Genomic DNA, 18,336 nt, shown 5'->3' with positions numbered 1-18,336 from the left:
CCTTAGCTCATATAACGAAGGCCAGGATAGAACGGGAGTGTATAGCGATAGCGGGGCCATGCGGTATCCAGCACATTCATGTATCCAGCGATAATCTGCGCCTGGGTTGCCGTCCAGTACCCACTTTTCACCTTAAGAGTGAACGGGCGTTCCGCAGGAGCTGCTAAATCGTTGGAGGTGTATTTTCGATAAGTCATCGTTGCACCACGAAGATTATCCAGCGCATTACGAATTGCTGTTGATGCCTCTCCATCGATATTACTTACTGCAAACTGTAGATCCTGAGTTCCGTCACTGTTACGAGCCGGAAGCGCAACGGCGATGGCACTGGCAATAAATGTCACTTCCTCACCAGACTCCGTCACCGCCGTTACATCGTCGTAACCATCACATAGATAAAGAACGTCATCACCGATAGTGATCTGCAGAGTTTCAATAATTACCTCTTCTCCGGAAGAAGCATAGAGTCGATTCAGTATGGTCATGCCTCAGGCCACTCTCTGTTAAGAGCAATATCAATGATGCTGCTGTTGATGATGTAGTCCGGGAACTCAGCCCAGCCATCGCCAAGGACCGGACGACTCCATAACTCCAGCGTCGCGGAGAACTGCCAGTAAATCGGGGCGACCAGCGTCGGCCCCTGATAGATATCGGTGAACCGGCATTTATAGAACTCAACGCCAAGCGGGGTCTGTAGCCGCATAAAAAACCAGTCAGCACCGTCAGTGATGGTTTCCCGGTACCAGGCCTCAAATAGCTGGGCCTGAACATCCGTTTCGAAAAACCACTGCACATTTGCCTGTGTCGGCGTGGAAATGAAAGCCCGGCGCTGGCGGGCGCGGCCTGTGGTCATTTCGGTACGCTTTAACGGACTGACGGGCTGAAATGCATAACCGTCCTGGAGTGGCATGGGAAGATAATCGTGAGGGTAGTATTTTTCAGCCATCAGGTAACTCTCCTTCCGGTGTACATTCCTCGCATCGCGTTGCCCACCTTCCCATTGCCTTTCACGATCTGATTGGCGACCTGATCCAATGCATCGCTGGTAGCCTGTTTTTGAGTCTGAGCCAGCGACAGATTCATCTGGTCAGGGCTTACTCCCTGCTGAATATTGAAGTTCTGGTTGATGGGTGCGTTCAGGGTCATAGCATTACTGTTGTTATTGACATTCTGCGCCCCCGTACCGAAACCTGGCTTGCTCAGCGTTGCATCCAGAGAGCCACCATTGCGCAGCGCCTCAAGGTTCGAGACGCCGATACGGTTGGTTGCAGCCTGGTCAAAAACATACTCGCCTTTATGCACAATCCCGGCAGGCTGATACTTCCCTCCCTGCCCTGTAAAACCACCAGAGGCAAATCCAGTTCCGGCGATAGCTGACAGATTGGAAACGATGCTGGCAGTAGCTGCGGCAACGGATGCCATCGCTGCTATGTTGTACGGGAACGGGTTAGCCGCCGCCATTGCGATCCCCTGCTGAATGGAAACCAGAGACTGCGCAATCGCGAATGCCTTACTGGCGGCGAACGCTGCTTTATAAATCCCGGACTGTTCACCGAAGCCAGTCGCCAGAATCTGCAAACCACTATCGATCATGGTTTGCGTCGCACTGGTGATGATTTCGTTTTTCTGGGATTCAATAACCTGGTTGGCCTGCGCTGCCTGCTGGCGGATTGCCGTCATGCGCGCCTCGCCTTCCGTGGTAATTTGCGCAGCCTGGGCATATGCCGCTTCCTGCGCCTGCAACCACGTTTGTAGTTGCTGTTGCGCCTGATCGAGTTGCATGTATTGCTGTTGCATGCCGCCGAACGTGCCGGATAACTGGCCGCCAGTTGGCGACATGTTTCCAACAACACTCTTCACTGAGGAAGGCAGTTCTGCAGGTGTATTTTTGTAGATATTGGCGCGGGTTTGCTCGTATTCCCCCGGAGCCAGCTTACCTGTGGCTTTTGCTTTTTCCAGCAATGCCAGGCGTTCACGCAACAAATCATTCTGCTGTTCATCCTTCGCTTTGACCTGATCCTGCATTTTCCGATAATCATCGAGCGTTTTGACGGAGTTTTGCAGCGCTTCCTGCTGTTTATACGCCTGTAAAATTTCCTCAGAACGAGACAAAAGCGATTTCTGGTCAGCGGTAAGCTGGGATTTCGATTTCAGGTCAGCAATCTGCTGCTCAAACTTCACTCTCGCTTGAGTGGCGCTTGCGAGCTTATCACTGGCCTCAAGCTGGGACTGCATTGCAGCGGTCTGTTGATTGATTTGGTCAAGCAGGCGTGTGCCGGCATCTTCGCTGTATGCTTTTCCCTTCGGCGTTTTTGGCGCCTTAGGATCCTTATACATCTCGTTAATTCGGGCTGTATTTTTCGCATACTGATCCGCACTGATCGCCCCGGCATCCAGAAACTTCTTCTGTTGCTGAATCGCCTTATTTCTCTTATCAGCATTCGACAAGAACTGCTGGTTGACGCGATCCGCTTCCTGCTGGGTTTTAATGCGTTGTTGCTCAGCCTTATTTGCTTCAGACACAGCACCACTTACATCAGCTTGAGCTGTCATCGTGAGTTGCAGGATGTTTAACTCCTGCTCAAGCTCCTTACGTCGAGCACCAAAAACGACTTTCCCACCAACGGCGTTATCGATCCAGTCCAGTTCCTTACGAATTTGTGCAATGCGTTCATTACCGCCAGATTCTCTCCCAACATCAAGCATGGCATCCCATGCACCTTTCGCAGCACCGGCCAGACCATTCCACGCCTTCTCAAGTAATCCGAGATTCTGCTGAATATCAGTCGAGCGCTGCTGCATAGTGTTAGCGTATGCATCAGTAGCAACTCGCGCCGCTTCCTGCTGGTTACCTTCATCCTGAAGGGCTTTAATCTGGTTGTAAGTCGCCAGCGTCAGGAAGTGGTACTGGTCATTTAGTTTGGTGATTGCATCCAGCGGATCGGCGGCTATTTTGTTGAAGTCGTCCACCAGTTTATCGGTCGCAATACCAGTGGCTTCACTCGTTTTAACAACGGAAGTGGTCACGCGCTCCAGCGAATCACCTGCAACCTTTCCTGACTCTACCAGTTGATTCAGTACCGACGCTGCGGCACCCGTGGTTGAATTTGCCGCCACACCAGCGCGCGCGGCTATATCTGCCAGTTGACCAGATGTTTTTCCTACCAAGTTACCCGTCAGGATAAGTGATTTATTAAAAGCATCCTGTTCCTGCGTGCCTTTGTAGTACGCCACGCCCAGCACGCCGACCGCGGCAGCCGCCAACGTAAAAGGATTGATCAGGCCCATCACATAGGAGCCGACACCTTTAATCGCCGGGCCGATGCCGCCGAACATGTCCTTTAACTGGCCGCCCTGCTGCATCAGCACCATGAACGGACTTTGCCCGGTAGACAGACCCACAACGATATCTGTCATCTGAGCGGGGATCATGCGCATCGCAAAAGCGGTTTGCTTTGCCGACATGCCAGTTCTGCCTAACTGCGCCTGTGTTTTTTCTAACTCGGTACGCATTTCACCGAGCGTGCCGGAAAGTTTTGTGTATGACTCAGGGGAAAGCAGCCCTGACGATTTCGCAGAGTCGAGTTGCTTTTGCTGCTCTGCGAGTCGGCGGAATCCTTCGCCAACTGGATCAAGCTGAGCAACCAGGCGTTGCAATGCCGCGCGCTGCTCATCATGAGCTTTCGCTGCTTCTCTCTCGGCTTGTGCTTCTCCGGTAACTTCCCGACGAGTTTCCTGCAATTTTTTACTGTAGGCATCGAACTGTGAAGTGTTGAGTTTTCCGGCTGAGAGCGCAGCGTTAAGATCTTCTTGCTGTTGGTCAAGATTTCTTAGGGCAGCAGTTAGCGGATCAATTTTATCCAGCATGCGCTGTAATGCCTGCGCCTGCGCCTCTTGCTGCGCGGCTGCTAATTTTCCTGCTTTTTCCGCTTCACGCTGAGCCTGGGCTACTCCACTCAACTCTTCCGTGGTTTCGTTGAGTTTTCTCGACAGAAACTCAAACTCTTCCTTATCAATTAACCCTTTGTCGAAATATTTTTTTAATTCGGTAAAGCGGCGCCCAACGGTGTTAATGGCTGCACCAACAGGATCGATGGCGGCGCGAAGTTTACTCATCGCCTCCTTTTCTTCCTCAGTGGCTTTAGTCACCTTCCCGGCACTGGCCGCAGCCTTCATGCCCCATTCAGTCAGACCACTGAGGGCTGTCGTCAGATTTTCTGCGTTTTTCTCAGCGCCGGTGCTGTCAATAATGATGGCGAGGCGGGATGTCTGTTCTGCCATTGCGATCTCCGGGCATAAAAATACCCGGACATGCCGGGCTTATTGTTTCTGTTTGCCGTGTTTTTTTTGTTCCTGCGCCCACTGCTCACGCCATGCGTCATCGAGGGCAAATATGGCCGCGTCAAATTCATCACGATCAATGAGTACGGGACGCGCAGAAAGAAAGCGCTCAATATCATGAAGCGAGATCGGCAGCGGCGCACCAGCCATCCCGGCATACAGCCGGGAACGGGAAATAACGGAGTAAGCGTTGAGGATTTCACCTGTCACGCCGTCAATTTCAGGTTCGGGGATTGGCGGGAGTTTTAATTTCTCCCTTCGCCACTTTGCCTTTTCCCCCTGCTCCCCGCCGAACTCACTCAGCCACTTTTGCGCTTCGATGGCTTTTTTACGGTTTCCTGCTTTTGCTGCTCTTTGCCATGGGCGATGCTGGCGGCTTCAGCCAGAATTTGCCAGTAAATCGCTGGTTCCTGTTTCATAAGTGCAGCACCGCGTTCCGGTGTATATTCGATCGGCACCTCTTCGCCATCGACAAGCTCACCGACACCCTTCCAGTCTTTCAGCAGGTATCGCGCGCAGTTGTCGATGAGTAGGTCATCGGCAGAGTCAATTTCACCGACCGCTGACAAGTTAAATTCGCTGGTTCCCACCTGGTAACTGGCATCCATCTTTTCAATATGGCGGCGGATAAGCGCATTACGCGAGCGGTACTGATCGTTATCAATACTGCTGACGAGTAGTTTCAGCCCTTCAATGGGTTTCAGGTCTTTCAGTGGTGTAAACCAGCGCTCGCCACCAATATCAATTCGAGAGTTGAGGATAATCATTCGAAACTCCTGCATGAAAAAAGCCCGCGCCGCCATGCAGAGCGGAACGGGCAAGGGAAATTTTATGGTTCAGTTACGGTAATGGTTACCGTATCGGTAAAAGTGCGCGCCTTAGCAGTGATAGTTGCCGTTCCGGCCGCCACACCAGTAACGACACCTGACGCGTTAACTGTTGCCACTACAGGATCGGATGACTCCCAGGACACGGTATCCGTTGCGCCTGCGGGAGCCAGAGCTGCAGTGAGGCTGGTTGTATCTCCCACATTAACAGAAGCTGTTTCCGGGGTTACCGTGATGCCTGTTGCCGGAATGGTAACAGCGCGGGTAATCGTCGGCGACTCGTCGGCCGCAGTGATATCCAGTTGAACCTGGATAATGTCGGTATTGCCGCCATCCGGCCAGTCACCAGCGACCTGCACTTTCGGAAAGTTAAACGTGTACTGCCCTTCGTCGTTCGCCAGCGTGAAACTGAATGGCACGGTTGCGCCGGTAAGCGTTTTGCTCCAGACCTCCCACGCGGCTTTTGACCACGACAAAGTGATCGAACCTGACGGCGTAAAGGTAGTCGGGATATTAGCCCCTGCATATGGTGAACCAGTGCCGATACAGCGCTGGGTCTGAACGTTGTTGTCGAACTGGATGTTGAAGGTGTCGATACAGAAACCATCACCACCGTCGATTCCGTTCAGGTTGATTGCGGTGACTTCTTTGAACGAGTAACGCAACTCGCCAGCATTATCGGCAGGTGTACCTTCGATATAGCTCGTATCGTCTGCTTTTGAGTCCCACCCCAGCCCGGCGAATGTGACTGTCGCGGTAACGTCACCGTCGTTAGGAACTTCCAACTGGAACACGCTTACCTGGGCGCCGCGAACAATGGAGGCAATACCAACGTCCGACGCGTATGTTGCGAGTGAGAAAGAGATACGGTCATTCCCCATCGTCAGCACATTACCCGCCCACTCCGCGCCAAAACACGAAGCCAGGAAGTCATCATGCTGGCCATAGCGGAATTTTGCCCCGACATCGCCGCCAACATCGACCGTTCCCAGCGTAGCGCCCTGCGCCATTCGGGTGCCGCCGATTTCGTCGTTGTCATTGGTATTCTGGGATGGACCAACGCCCCAACTTGTGCGTTTTAAAAGGTTCCACGGAATACCCGTTGGGGTAACGCCGGGAGTGGTTTCGCGCACGAATGCGCTAAGAACTTTGGCTCCAGATGACATCTGGTTACCTCCTGTTATTTGGCGCTAAGTCGCGCGGTAAGGGATGTTGATGTTCCATTGATACCAACCATTGGCATCACCGACTTCGTATGCTGATGCAGCGAAATAGCTCAGTGCGCCGTCATCCTGGAACTCGAACAAAGAAACAATTTTGTCGGCGGCCTGAGTTATTGGTAATGAGTGAGAACCGGTGGGAACAAAAAGCTGGATAATGACAATCCCCGTTCTGTGTACAACGGGGCCCGCGCCGATTTCCGTCGCGCCTGCCTGACCGGCTATATTTGTCACGCGCGCCCAAATATCTTTTCCTTTCGGGTCGAATGTCGGGTCGTTAGGGTATGTCACGTCACTTTCAGCAATAGCCGTCTGCGCCGTCATGCGAGCAATGACAGCGTTACGAATTTCTGTGAGGGTCATTTGTAGGCCTGTGTTACACCGTGGAATGAGACAGCGTAGATACCTGCCGGAGCCTGCTGCGAGTGACCATTCTCCAGAGGTTCCGCGTATGGGAGGTTATTCTGAATGTAGATGACTGAATAAGGTTTTCCCTGCGCGATAACAGCGCTACCTTGCTGCAAAGTTACCGATCCATTTTTATCTGTTGTATCGGTGGTGCTGTATTCAGGTGAACCAATACTTACCTGATTATTCGCACGAAAACGCCCGGTATCGACCGGAGAGCGAGAGACAATTTCATTCAGCAACTGAAGCGAGATAAAACGCAATTTTTTACCAACGTCTTCCTCAACCTGATTCATAAAGACAGAGGGGTCGATACTCCACCCGTTCGCCATATCACACCCTCCGCAACTGAATGGAATATGTAGCTTTCGCCGGGTCGGTTCCTGCGGTAATGACTTTGTAGCGCTGATGTTCGCCAGTAATCAGATCTGGTGCAGTGATGATGTGATCGACCTTCGGTTCGTCAGTAACTTCATTCGTCAGCGCTGTTAATTTCAGGTCGCCGTGCAGGATATTGACGCCATCAATGCGGTTGAGGCTGTATTTCGACAGAACGCCACGGCCAGTGTAGGTCACGGTGGTTTCACCGCCTGTTTCCGTTACCGGGTCCCATCCGGTTTGGATGACGTAAGAGCCGGTGAAATCGTTGACTGCATCCGCCAGCTTGGTATCAAAGGCCTTTGCGACCTTCGTCTGAATCTTGTCACGAATCCCCACATCACCCCCTGACTAGACGAATCTGAGAAGTGTTGGCGCCGTATGGTTTGAGCATCGCCAGCGCCAGTTGCAGATCGGAATCCAGCAAAGATGTGCTGTTTGTTGCCATTTCGGCGTAGCTTTCCGACACGCTCACGCCATCGGCATCAACTGATTCGCTGGTAAGCACGCCAGAACTGGTTTTCTGCTGATACAGCCCGCCATTTGCTGCCGCCTGCGCCGCATATGCGCCAGCCTGCTTCACATCATCAGGGATAATGATTTCGTGGGTATTTTTGTCACATGGTAATTTCAGGCCAAGACCATTCATCCAGGCATTCGCCATTTTCACAGACTTCTCTTTTTTACTGGCATCGGTCCAGTCGGCACCGAGGATTTGATCAACGTCCGCGACCGTGATGTAGGTGATCATGAATCACTCCTCTGCGCGCCACCCTGCCGCCTTCCAGTTTTCCACTTCGTCCGGGTGCACGTCTGCGGTTGTCGGCGCGCCGGGGAATGCCGGGAAGTCGGTAACCATAACCACCAGCACGGCCTGCTGTTCCTGCTGCTGTTCCTGCTGCTGTTCCTGCTGCTGTTCCTGCTGCTGTTCCTGCTGCTGTTCCTGCTGGGCAGGATTGTTTTGTGCAGCCTGTTCAGTAGCAAGTTTTTCCGCTTCACGCTGCGCGCGCTGTTCTTTGGTCAGTCCGGCCATAAGCCCTCCAAAAGGAAAAGGGGCCGAAGCCCCTTATTGAGTGGTGCGTTAACCCAGCAGCAGGGAGATATGCTCGCTCTTAATTGCGCGGTAGCCCCACGCCAGACGGACATGGTAGACAACCTGCAAGAACTGACGATATACCGCGATTTCGAACGACAGGCCGGTCACCGGGTCAGTGATGATCGTGGTGTCGTCAGCAGCATCACCGCCTTCAGGTTTCGCCGGGGCGCGAGTCGCCAGAACAATCGCAGAGCGTGCAAACGCCACGTTCGGCGTGTAGCTGTTGCCGACGGTCAACGCAGCACCATCAGCAGCGTCCAGCAGCAAGCCAGGCTTACCGATGGCAATAGCGCCGCCAGCAAGCGCGGAGTTAACCACGTATTTGTTGGTATCGCCGTTCAGCGTAACGATGTCGCCTGACAGGATTGTGCCGGTGCCGGTATCAAGAGCAATACCGGTAGAGCCAGCCACCGCCGCGCCATTGGTGAGATAACCTGCGCCAGAGCCTTTAGCGACCAGGCTAATCGGGTCGGAATGACGGATTGCCATGCCCATGATGCGATCGGTCATGCCGTTACGCAGCATGTCAGAGGAGCCCGCTTCGTTGACTTTAAACAGGCCTGACTGCTTGCCGCGCAGGTTGCCGATTGCCGCATGGCCGAGAACCAGTTGCAGATCAGTTTTCGGTGCGCCGTTTTCTTCCAGAATGCGCAGAACGCCCGCGAAATCTGACATATCTGCGGCAGTACCGAACGGTGTGGTACCAGCGGTACCATATGCGCGGGAGGCGTTTTTATACGCTTCCAGCCACAGGTCGTTTTCGATTTCGTTTACCAGTGTACGCATAGCCTGGTAGAAGCGATCGGCCTGAATGGTGGAGAAGGTGCCGGCGTTCATCAGGCCCTTGGTTTCTTCACCGTTCCAGCGTACCGGGACGTGTTTCGATTTGGTGATAGCCACCTGGACATTATCGACCACCGCATCGCCGGTGTTCGGCGCGGTAACGCCCGGGGTGTTATCTGCGGATGCCGCAGAAGTTGTGACTGGAACAAGAACGTTTTGCCCGATAGCAGCGCGTTCAACATTGCTGTTTCGGCTTACTGCCGGGATAAAGCCGGTCATCTCGCGAGAGATAACGTCGAGAGCCTCGTACATATCAGGCAGGAGGCCGGTCAGCGTATTCGCCATGGTATTTCCTTTTTAACTGGTTAGGGTTTGTGTTTTGGTTGGCCTTCCAGCCTCTGCGCCGCCACCCATCCGGGAAGCGGCAAAAACGGATTATTCGACGATGGTGATCTTGTCTTTCATTGCCTGGGATTTTTCACCCGGGGAAAGCTGATCAAACGCTGCGCGTTTCATCGTTTTCTGTCCAGCCTGGTGCTGCGTGGTGCGGGAATCGCCGCCGCTGTTACCACTGGCTTTCAGGATGTGGTCTTTCTGCGGGTAATTTTCGACGAGGAACTCAAGCGCTTCATCAAAACCAGCGATTTCACCAGGCTTGGAGCGGGAGTAAATTTTGTTGCCGGTGCTGTCGTAGGCAACAATCTTGCCATCTTCAACCTTGAACGACTGACCGAAGCGCGCCTGAAGCATATCTGACGGGATGGCAATCTTATCGGCGATGAATTTCGAACCAGAGAAATTGCCGCCGATCATGGCATCGTAGAGCTGGCCTTCCAGCGTCTTACTGCGCTTATCTGCTTCTTCCAGCTTGGTCTGGAATGATTGGGTGATTTCGGCTTTCACCTGGTCAACAGCGCCAGCATCGATCAGTTTTTTCTGGTCGATTTTAGTCATCATTTCCAGTGCTTCGAGAGCTTTCACCGGGTCAGTGATACCGGAGAACTTCGCCAGATTGGTTTCAGCCGCTTCTTTAGCCAGACGATGAGATTTTGCCTCACCATTCAGCTCGGTAATTTTTCCAATGGCCTGAGCGGCATCAAAGCCGATCTCTTTTCCGTCGTCATGCACGTAAACCGGCAGGCCGTTAGCATCAATTTCTGCATACTGCTTGCCGCTTACATCAACTGTCTTCAGTTTCATGTTGTTACCTTTGATTTGGTCATCCGACCGTTGCACCGCTCACCATCCGGATTGCGGCCATAAAAAAGGCCGCCCGGAGGCAGCCTGTTGTGATTTATTGAAGATTAAAGCCCTGCATCCCTGAACGCCTGCGCATCGCGTTCACGCAACTGCGCCAGCGTCAGCCATTCGCCTTTATCGGTGTAGAACTCATCAGGAGACATGCCACCATCACGAATCAACCGGGCGCGCTTCTCGCCAACGATTTGCTTCTGGCGATCGAACGACTGACGCGAGAACCATTCCTGATAGTTGGTATCGCCGGGCACAACACCATCCATGCTGGCGCGTTCCGCTGGCGGGATATCGCGAACATTGATACCCAACTCTTTCGCCGATTTGAGGATGAATGTTTCAGTGGAACGGCAGCAGAAATGAATTTTTCCAGGCCCCTGCAAATACGGGATTTTGTGACCAATCGGCTTGTTATCCAGCGTATACTTAAGGCGGTCGCGAATCCTGCACATCTGCGTCGTTCGATTGTCCAGAGTGGAAAGCCACTGCTTACCCTTCATCAGGTCGTTATTGGCGTCAGCGAAGCTTTTACGTGCCGTCGCTGCAAGATGACCTACCGCCGTTTTCGCGATACTGGCGGCATTGGCTCGACTCATCTGTAACGCACCGTCCTGGTATCCACGATTAGCGTGGCCGCGAACCTTGCGCGCTATCTGCTCGTTCGTATCTCCCAGCAAAAAGCCCTGTCGAACTGCGTTACTGATGCGGTTGAGGCGATCCGCTTCGAGGTTTGACGCCCACTCACTGAGTAATCTCCCCTGGAATGGTTGCGCCATCGCGGCGGCATACACCGCGTCAGGAGAGATCCCCACCAACGGATGAAAGTCGGTCACGAACTCCGGCAACAACGCGTCAAAGAGACTCAACTGATACCCCGCCTCATGTTGCGCCAGGTCATTCAGTTCGGTGGACAGGCTGGAAAACATGCCGTTTATTGCAGTGCGGTTAATTTCCCGTACGCTCGCCAGCAGTGCTTCAAGACGCGTTACCGTAAAGCTATTCGGCTCGATGCCATCCATCGCCACCAGCAGGCGCGCCGTCAGTTCAGCATCACTTTCGTTGAGCAGCTTCACCATCCTGTTGGCAACGCCGGTGCTGTAACGACTAATCCAGATAGCGTGCGCTATAGATTCGTCACGCAACTGCTCGTTAACCGTTGCCATCGTTACCACCCATCAGTGTTACCTGCTGGTTTTTCAGCTCGTCGATCACGTCATCCGGCTTCGCGTCAGGATCGATGAATTTAAGCGCCTGGAGCACGCGAACGGCATCAACCTGGCGGATGTCGCCCCCTTGTCGCAGGGACTGAACGGCCATAGCAGCAGATGAATCGAACGTTTGGGTAGAAACATCCAGCTCAGTGCGCACATCAACATTGCCGCCATCAGGCAGACCAATCCATTCGGCCATGGTTTGCAGAATGTTATCGAGCGCATCCTCCAGCGAACTCGCCATTGTGTAGAGCGGTGAGTTTTCCTGCATGTGTTCTTCATGCGTCTGGTCGTCAGATTTTGTTGATGTGTTTTCTGCACGCAGCAACTTCGCGCCCGCCTGGCGCATCTGGTTTTCCAGATTTTCCAGTGATGTCTCGCCTGATTCGATAGCAGCGCCGGTGTGCTCGGTATATTCCATACCCTGTTTTGCGCGGTCGCTGAATTTAGTAGCGCTGGATGAGCCAATGACCAGTTCCTGATCGTCTTCCAGGCCAAAAACAGACAGAAGCGGCACGCGCACAACATGAAGAATGTTGTCCTGCTCACTCTGGCTTTGCCAGTGCTTGATGTTCAGCAATGCCAGATTCAGCAGTGGCGGAGAACCTCGCATAAACCCGGTTTTTTTGGTGTAGAGGGTTATAAGGGGAATGTCGTCGCGGCTGGTTTCCCACTCTTCATAAAGGGCCCAGGAGGATTCCCCACCATCACCTTTGTTACGGCGCCAGATTTCCACTTTACGCGGCATGATGTGGCGGATCTGCTCAACTTTGGTTTGCCCGAAGTCGTCACCATCCACGACAATGACTTCTTTTACGCGCAACTCAGTGAGCTCAACCTTTCCGCTGACAACCGTTGATTTCCAGCCAATCACCTGGCGAGGGTTCAACATCGTTACATATGGGCGACCACCAGCAGCCTGTTCATCTGCTTTTGTGCGAATTTTTTCAGCGTTGGTACGTGGATAATCCACCAGCGCATGGGCAAGACCGTACTGAAATGCCAGGCTGAAGAATTGTTGCGCCCAGACATCAAGGCGGCTGCCTTCCATATCGATGTTTTCGGCATAATCTTTGATTTTTTCCGGCGTTTTTTCGCTTAACACGGTTGGCTCAGCAAATACGCGCCCGGTATTTTGCTTAATGCTTTCTTCGTAGGCCGGGAGCAGCGTCGCAACAGACAGGCGTTTCTTATAGTCCTCTTTATCCTCGCGCGGCCAGCGGGGGAGGTAGGATTCGCCCTGCCGGCGCATTTCCAGCGTGCCGCCCATCAGTGCATCGTTAATGTCCCACGCCTCAACCATGTCGTTATAGTCGAGGTTGGGTGTCGAAATATCTGGCATGGTTTACATCCGAAGTTTGGTGACTTTGCCGACTTTCTTCGGCGGTGAATGCAGAACTTCATAACGAGTTCCGTCCCAGTCGTGATCTTCCTGCTGCGTGTCAACGTCATCAGGATTTTTGCTGTCGCGGACGAGCACAGGAATACGGCTTATCCAGCCACGGCAGTAATCAAAAACATAAAGCGCGGGTTTTTCTGGTATCCCGGATTCCAGTTTTTTACCTTCGACAACCGCCTCCAGCATGTCGGCAAACAATGCGGCACCATTAACGCGAGAGCCGGGCTTTTTGTTGGCCTCAACCCATTTAACGCCCTGCACTTCCATTTTCTGAGCGATTGAAAGTTCATCATCGCCAGTGTTGTAGATCGCGCTATCGGCCGGGCCGGGAACAACCTTTTTACAGATGCCCGGCATAATGTTGAGTTGTCCCTGAGTGACGCCATCGAGTTTTATCTCGTCAGGTTCGTCAACTTCCTGGCCTGTTAGCCGCTTATCAATCCACGCAACACCTTTTGCGACGTTGGTAGATGACATGTTCAGCCCTTTATTCAGTTCGTCAGGCGGGCAACCGTACCACTCGCCAATCAGAATCAGAGACCCGGCGGGCGGGCAGAATTGACGCCCATCCGGCAGCGTCGCGACAGTGCCATCCGTGCGAGCCCACCAGAGATTAGAGAACGGTTTCGACTCCCCCCAGTCATGGGAACGGTCAACGGTCCAGCTATCCGGTATGCGGAACGGCTTAATGACGTGAAGCGCCTCATTCCATAGATGGTCAAAGCGTCCGCCACTGGTAACATCCCACGACCCCTCTACCCATGCCTTGCGGCGGTTCGGGTCTTTGATGGACATCAGCGTTGCTATGTACTGCGGATCCAGATACGGGTTCTCTTTGAAAGAACCGTGTATCGCGACGCGGGTTAACGTGATCTCTTCTTCCCGCTCGGTTTGAGGGTTGAACACTAATTGTTTGTGACGCTGTACAGTTCCGCGCGGTGCCGGTTCGATAAATCGTTTTTTTACCCAGGTGTGACCGATGCCAAATGGGTTTGTCGTGCTGAATACTTCGAGTGGGATCGGTTTTAGCAACGATCCATCTTTTCGCGGATAGTCTTCAGGCCGGAACGATGAGCGGCGACACGAAAACATTGCTTCGTAGAAATCTGAGTTAGGTTGTTTGGTCAGCTCGTTAAAGCCGATAAACGGAAATTCCTGCCCGTGGAAGTTCCAGTAATCATCAGCTTCGCTTCCGAACCGGAACAGCAACTCTTCACCAGTAGGCCAAACCCATCGCAACTCGCTCGCGGACCGAAGAAAATTTGCCCCGTCGCCGAACAGGTTATACATACGCTTAGACTGCGTGATGATGTCTGCCAGGTTCTTATACTCAGTGTCAAAAATGACACCGCGCCAGAATGAACCATAACCGACACCGACATTACGGCGAAAACGCGCCAACTGCGCAGCGGTTTTGCCTGGTCCACGTGTTCCCTCGTAAAGGATCTCATTGCATGGGCAACTCAGCGAAAGAGACTGTGATCCGGGCAGAGGCTTCCATACAGCCTTGTAATTCATCCACCAAGAACCTCATTTTGTTGTTTCTGCGCAGCAGCTTCCCATTCGTCAACGTTGTCACAGGATGGAACGGGCATAACGTTGTGAGTGGATATAACGTTCTGTTCAACCTTCTGCTTGTTGGTATAAACGTCACCAACTTCTTTCGCAGCCTGTTCGAGAAGCTGGGCCGTCATGCCGAGGTTTTTCATGTTCTCGGCAGTCACAGACATTCTTTGCAGTACGCGGAGCCGATAAGCCTTATTAGCGATCGGGATTTCTGCAATTTCCGTCTGGAAGCGCTCGCGAGTTGCGTTGAACAGATCAACCCACTTTTTTGCGAGCGTCTTACCGCTGGCCTTCGTAGGGTCGTGAGATTCGGCCTGTTGCCGGGTTATATTGATCCCGAATTCTTTTTGGACAGCCTCGACCACCTGCGATGGCGTGTCATAACACGCAAGCGACTGAATGATGAAGGCTTTCACATCAGGTTTTAATGCAGCCATAAATCACCATTCGTCTTATACAGTCCAGTATTTAAGCCAGTTTCAGCATGCACGTCCCGCACGCTCTGGCTATATTGAGATGTGCAACCTCCGCAGGTTGATTGGCTGCGTCCACCAGTTCTTGCACGTCGGCGCTAGCACCGTATCGACGTACGACACCAGTGAATTCTTCGACATCATGGCCGCGCAGTGTGAGAACTGGCTGCCCGGTCTCTTTGTTGAACTTAGGCGCGCCGAAATCATCGGTGGCCTGGGCAATGTGGTAAAGCTCATGCTCTACCAGTGCGCAGAACTCAATGTCGCTGCATTGCGAGCAGTAGTCAGCTGCCAGCGTGATGATGAACTTCGGGATTCGCCCGAACCATTCATGCATCTGCTGTTCCATTCTGGCCTTCTGCCAGCCACCTGCGCGGAGCATTACCTGCTCGGCTTGGCCGAGGACATGTCGCCCTTTCTTCGCAAACGAATCGGATGCCCACATGAAGCAGAGATCAGCCTCTAACAGGTGTTCGTGGTCAGGGTTATGGATGCTGCCGGTATCGCTGATGATTTGCCGGATTATCCACTCACGCACTTCGTTGGCGGGTATCAGCCTGGTGTATGGCTGCCAGTTGTCGGAGTCGATGAAGTTAACTGGCGGGTATGGCCTGCGCTCGTCATCGTTAGCCATGGATTACTCCGTCGTTTGTTCTGCTGGCTGCTCTACAGGCTCAAACAGGAAGTCATCAATGCTGTCCTGGCTGAAGTAGCGCCATTTGCCGTTATCCATTGCCAGAGCGACAAAACCATTGACGATTTCTGGCTGGCTTCGGGTCATGAGCCCAGTAAAGGACTCTTTGGATTTTTTGGTGATTGTGATTCGGTAGACGGTAGCCATTTCGTTCTCCACGTGTCGCAGCTGTTGCCCTGCTTCTCAGAAGTGCTTAGCCACTTACGGCTTACCCGTCAGCAAGATGTGATCACCATCCTTGCGGGGTTACACAGATCATTATCGAAGCCCCTCAGTGAAGGGCTTCTGTAATGCCGCGATCAGCCAATAAGTAATTCCGGCTGCGTTACCTGCATGATGTGCTCATGTTCGAGCCTCAGCACGCGTTTTTCCTTCTTCCGTTCGTTCATCAACCGGCTGCCGATCGTTCCCTTCAGCTTTGAGCGCGTTTCTTTGATGGCGTAGCGATGCTGCAATTCTTCACCCATCGCCATGCGCCGGTTTAGCTGCTCGGCCATCCAGTTGAAGGCATTGATGTAACACTCCTTCACTGCGGCAGCTGTTTTGCCAGTGAATCCCATCACTAGCATCATGCATCCGTCGCGGGTGATGTTATACATAGGCTGAACATCGCCATTTTTATCAATGAAATCAATGGGCGCAAAATTGCGCTGGGTGAAGTCATCGGAGCATTTCAGGTTACGTATGGCACGCAAAACGTCTTTGTGTCGCTTGCCAAAGTAATCCGCCACCTTGAGTGATGTGGTGATTATCTTGTTGTCGAGGGTCGTGACCATTTCGCGGAAGTCGAAGGCCGGAATAACTGACGGATTATTCATAGCGTCTTTACCTTTTAGAAAGTGAGCCTGTCTCACAGAAAAGCCGCCCGAGAGAGGTCGCCACCTATAACGGCATTTCTCAGGCTCGCTTACTGAAAGGCTCTCGTTGATGTGCGCGTGAGATGCGCATAAAAAAGCCCCGCTATTGCGAGGCTCTTGATGATTCGATTTTCCTGATTGCTGCCTTATCCAGATTGCACTGCCCCAGCGCCGTGTAGAGCTGAGCGTTTAACTCGAGACTTGCCTGCCATGTGAACGGAACCACCATTCCGGGGATCGGTGTGTCTGCGGTCAGGTCAGCGCTTATCGGCACCACCGGGGCCGGAACGTAAACTGTCTGCGTATTCCCGCAGGCTGTCAGCAGCGGCAGAAGGAACAAGCTGGTTAGCACACGGATCGCCTTCAAGTGCCTGCCTGATGTAGACAATGCGCGTTTCGCCTTTTTGGGCCAGTTCGTTCTTTGCATTCTGGGTAGCCTGTGAGATATCGCGAATGAGGTTCATCGTGGTGATCACGTTGTTGGTGATCGCCTCTGATGTGTCTGCCATGACCGTTGCTTTATCGCGCTGGTCTTTGTAGGTGATGGCGTTGTCGCGGTAGTGGTTCACGAAGAACGCCAGCACGCCGATTAACGCCAGCGCCAGCAACTGCAGCCAGTAACGCTTAACCAGTGCGTTAATCACGACAGAAACAGAGCGCGCTCCGCCTCACGCCGACGGGTTAGCCCGTTCAGGACTTTGCCACCTGCTTTGTTCCAGCGCGGGAACTCATCAGCAGCACCAGCGTAATCACCGGCATTGAGTTTTCGCAGGAGTGTCGATGTCGACAATGACCGAGCGCCGAGGTTATACGTGAACGACACCAGGGCGTCGAATTGCCCCTGAGTCAAGCCGACTTTAACCAGGCGAGACACGTCGCTTTCGTAGCTGACCAGTCCAGTTTTCAGCAGGCGCTCTGCCGTTTCCTGCTTGATCGTCATACCGGCACGGATCGGTTTCCCGTCGACAGGCTGAGTCCAGCCATAGCCGATCGTCCATACACCGACGCTGTCCTGGTACGCGGTAAGCTTGCAGCCTTCGAACTGCTTGATCAGGGCAATGCCTTTCTCACTGGTTTGCATTCTTCATCCCCGTCAGGCGTTCCCAGAAGTAAGTAAGTGCCACGGAACCCATCGCGCCGCTAATGCCTGACGTTACCAGAATCATGTATAGGCTCAGTCCACTTTCGACGCTTATCAGGCCACCAATAAGACCGGTAAAGCCGGACACTGCAACTTGCGCCAGCGCGTTGATCCAGCTCCAGGTGGCTTTGTTCTGCTTCACATCAATAAGGTATCGGACAAGGCCTCCCCAGCATGACAGAGCAAGGACAATCAGCCATGACACTCCTGCAATGCTTTCTTTATCTTGCATACGTTTAGCCATATCACCTCCGAAGGAACGGGGTGCTGTTTGTAGTTAGGGGTCAGGCCCTCGGGCTGGATTTAACAACGAGGCATGTCGATGATGATTCCCGGGGCCTGAAATAAAAAACCCGCTCGCGGCGGGAATGTGAGGGTGTGGCAATGTCAGCTCTGCGGCTGAAGATACCCTGGCTGGGTTTTTGGTGCCGGTTAACGGATTTGAACCGCTACCCATTCGCTTACAAGGCGACCGCTCTACCATTAGAGCTAAACCGGCAGATTTGGCGGGACAGGAAGGATTCGAACCTTCGACCATTCGGTTAACAGCCGAACGCACAACCGCTGTGCTTCTGACCCTGAATGCAAAAAGCCCCGCACTTCTGCGAGGCTATTAATTTTTGGTGGTTTCATCTCAAGGCGTCTATCGACCCGGTGTGCGATGTTTACTTATTTCCTCACCACCTCG

General features: G+C 53.0%; 24 protein-coding genes, 2 tRNA genes and 1 pseudogene. All 27 read right to left on the bottom strand.

The features are described 5' to 3' along the window. Positions 1-2: 2 nt before the first annotated feature. The 27 genes and pseudogenes from ACERJC_RS24385 to ACERJC_RS24260 all read right to left on the bottom strand — a co-directional run bounded on the left by ACERJC_RS24385 (position 3) and on the right by ACERJC_RS24260 (position 18,227). Positions 3-485, bottom strand: coding sequence for a DUF1833 family protein (locus ACERJC_RS24385; RefSeq protein ID WP_130097135.1), 483 nt, complete (start codon positions 483-485; stop codon positions 3-5). Continuing rightward, a complete protein-coding gene (locus ACERJC_RS24380; protein WP_373672692.1) occupies positions 482-946 on the bottom strand; it encodes a hypothetical protein in 465 nt (154 codons plus the stop codon). Before ACERJC_RS24380 ends, ACERJC_RS24385 begins: the two co-directional genes overlap by 4 nt. Continuing rightward, a complete protein-coding gene (locus ACERJC_RS24375; protein ID WP_373672691.1) occupies positions 946-4,281 on the bottom strand; it encodes a phage tail length tape measure family protein in 3,336 nt (1,111 codons plus the stop codon). Before ACERJC_RS24375 ends, ACERJC_RS24380 begins: the two co-directional genes overlap by 1 nt. A gap of 39 nt (positions 4,282-4,320) precedes the next feature. Continuing rightward, complete coding sequence (locus tag ACERJC_RS24370; protein WP_071258613.1) at positions 4,321-4,551, bottom strand: hypothetical protein; 231 nt, start codon at positions 4,549-4,551, stop codon at positions 4,321-4,323. Positions 4,552-4,640: 89 nt separating this feature from the next. Further along, the gene (locus tag ACERJC_RS24365) at positions 4,641-5,108 is read right to left on the bottom strand and encodes a phage-derived protein YdaY family protein (RefSeq protein ID WP_373672690.1); all 468 of its coding nucleotides are present in this window, start codon (positions 5,106-5,108) and stop codon (positions 4,641-4,643) included. A 62-nt stretch (positions 5,109-5,170) separates the two neighbouring features. Then, positions 5,171-5,404 (bottom strand): Ig-like domain-containing protein, encoded by a 234-nt coding sequence (locus tag ACERJC_RS24360; protein ID WP_311048316.1) that lies wholly within the window; start codon positions 5,402-5,404, stop codon positions 5,171-5,173. After that, a pseudogene (locus tag ACERJC_RS24355) lies at positions 5,402-6,334 on the bottom strand (phage tail tube protein); the annotation flags it as partial. The pseudogene ACERJC_RS24355 and the gene ACERJC_RS24360, both read right to left, overlap by 3 nt. A 24-nt stretch (positions 6,335-6,358) precedes the next feature. Further along, positions 6,359-6,751, bottom strand: a complete 393-nt coding sequence (locus ACERJC_RS24350; RefSeq protein WP_060816049.1) for a phage tail terminator-like protein — start codon at positions 6,749-6,751, stop codon at positions 6,359-6,361. Beyond that, complete coding sequence (locus ACERJC_RS24345; protein ID WP_286487592.1) at positions 6,748-7,128, bottom strand: HK97 gp10 family phage protein; 381 nt, start codon at positions 7,126-7,128, stop codon at positions 6,748-6,750. Before ACERJC_RS24345 ends, ACERJC_RS24350 begins: the two co-directional genes overlap by 4 nt. A gap of 1 nt (position 7,129) precedes the next feature. Beyond that, complete coding sequence (locus tag ACERJC_RS24340) at positions 7,130-7,513, bottom strand: glutamate 5-kinase (RefSeq protein WP_373672689.1); 384 nt, start codon at positions 7,511-7,513, stop codon at positions 7,130-7,132. A gap of 1 nt (position 7,514) precedes the next feature. After that, the gene (locus tag ACERJC_RS24335; RefSeq protein ID WP_373672688.1) at positions 7,515-7,925 is read right to left on the bottom strand and encodes a protein singed; all 411 of its coding nucleotides are present in this window, start codon (positions 7,923-7,925) and stop codon (positions 7,515-7,517) included. Positions 7,926-7,928: 3 nt separating this feature from the next. Further along, entirely contained in the window at positions 7,929-8,207 is a 279-nt protein-coding gene (locus ACERJC_RS24330; protein ID WP_373672687.1) for a hypothetical protein, read from the bottom strand. A 48-nt stretch (positions 8,208-8,255) separates the two neighbouring features. Beyond that, positions 8,256-9,398, bottom strand: a complete 1,143-nt coding sequence (locus tag ACERJC_RS24325; RefSeq protein ID WP_373672686.1) for a major capsid protein — start codon at positions 9,396-9,398, stop codon at positions 8,256-8,258. Between the two features lie 90 nt (positions 9,399-9,488). After that, positions 9,489-10,253, bottom strand: coding sequence for a DUF6651 domain-containing protein (locus tag ACERJC_RS24320; protein WP_373672685.1), 765 nt, complete (start codon positions 10,251-10,253; stop codon positions 9,489-9,491). Positions 10,254-10,357: 104 nt separating this feature from the next. Next, positions 10,358-11,470, bottom strand: a complete 1,113-nt coding sequence (locus ACERJC_RS24315; RefSeq protein WP_373672684.1) for a phage minor head protein — start codon at positions 11,468-11,470, stop codon at positions 10,358-10,360. Then, positions 11,457-12,860 (bottom strand): DUF4055 domain-containing protein, encoded by a 1,404-nt coding sequence (locus ACERJC_RS24310; protein ID WP_373672683.1) that lies wholly within the window; start codon positions 12,858-12,860, stop codon positions 11,457-11,459. Before ACERJC_RS24310 ends, ACERJC_RS24315 begins: the two co-directional genes overlap by 14 nt. Before the next feature lie 3 nt (positions 12,861-12,863). Beyond that, the gene (locus ACERJC_RS24305; protein ID WP_200016061.1) at positions 12,864-14,435 is read right to left on the bottom strand and encodes a terminase; all 1,572 of its coding nucleotides are present in this window, start codon (positions 14,433-14,435) and stop codon (positions 12,864-12,866) included. Beyond that, positions 14,432-14,920, bottom strand: a complete 489-nt coding sequence (locus tag ACERJC_RS24300; RefSeq protein WP_373672681.1) for a DUF2280 domain-containing protein — start codon at positions 14,918-14,920, stop codon at positions 14,432-14,434. The genes ACERJC_RS24305 and ACERJC_RS24300 overlap by 4 nt, the downstream gene beginning before the upstream one ends. 31 nt (positions 14,921-14,951) lie before the next feature. Further along, the gene (locus ACERJC_RS24295) at positions 14,952-15,590 is read right to left on the bottom strand and encodes a putative metallopeptidase (RefSeq protein WP_373672680.1); all 639 of its coding nucleotides are present in this window, start codon (positions 15,588-15,590) and stop codon (positions 14,952-14,954) included. A 3-nt stretch (positions 15,591-15,593) separates the two neighbouring features. Next, positions 15,594-15,797, bottom strand: coding sequence for a hypothetical protein (locus ACERJC_RS24290; protein WP_032638867.1), 204 nt, complete (start codon positions 15,795-15,797; stop codon positions 15,594-15,596). Positions 15,798-15,949: 152 nt separating this feature from the next. Continuing rightward, positions 15,950-16,468 carry a Rha family transcriptional regulator gene (locus ACERJC_RS24285; RefSeq protein WP_032676284.1) on the bottom strand — a complete coding sequence of 173 codons (519 nt, stop codon included), beginning with the start codon at positions 16,466-16,468 and terminating at the stop codon, positions 15,950-15,952. Between the two features lie 142 nt (positions 16,469-16,610). Next, positions 16,611-16,781 carry an Rz1-like lysis system protein LysC gene (gene lysC / locus ACERJC_RS25550; RefSeq protein WP_001472852.1) on the bottom strand — a complete coding sequence of 57 codons (171 nt, stop codon included), beginning with the start codon at positions 16,779-16,781 and terminating at the stop codon, positions 16,611-16,613. Next, entirely contained in the window at positions 16,765-17,151 is a 387-nt protein-coding gene (locus ACERJC_RS24280) for a DUF2570 family protein (protein ID WP_373672679.1), read from the bottom strand. The genes lysC and ACERJC_RS24280 overlap by 17 nt, the downstream gene beginning before the upstream one ends. After that, complete coding sequence (locus ACERJC_RS24275) at positions 17,148-17,588, bottom strand: lysozyme (RefSeq protein ID WP_373672678.1); 441 nt, start codon at positions 17,586-17,588, stop codon at positions 17,148-17,150. The genes ACERJC_RS24280 and ACERJC_RS24275 overlap by 4 nt, the downstream gene beginning before the upstream one ends. After that, on the bottom strand, positions 17,575-17,880 hold the full coding sequence (locus tag ACERJC_RS24270) for a phage holin family protein (RefSeq protein ID WP_373672699.1): 306 nt from the start codon (positions 17,878-17,880) through the stop codon (positions 17,575-17,577). Before ACERJC_RS24270 ends, ACERJC_RS24275 begins: the two co-directional genes overlap by 14 nt. A 191-nt stretch (positions 17,881-18,071) precedes the next feature. Next, a tRNA-Thr gene (locus ACERJC_RS24265) sits at positions 18,072-18,147 on the bottom strand. A gap of 5 nt (positions 18,148-18,152) precedes the next feature. Then, a tRNA-Asn gene (locus ACERJC_RS24260) sits at positions 18,153-18,227 on the bottom strand. Between the last annotated feature and the right edge of the window lie 109 nt (positions 18,228-18,336).

The sequence above is a fragment of the Citrobacter telavivensis genome (assembly GCF_041807075.1).
In the GTDB taxonomy this organism is placed as follows: domain Bacteria; phylum Pseudomonadota; class Gammaproteobacteria; order Enterobacterales; family Enterobacteriaceae; genus Citrobacter_A; species Citrobacter_A telavivensis.
The sequence above is the reverse complement of the archived record's forward strand: the minus strand, read 5'-3'. Positions and strand labels throughout refer to the sequence as shown.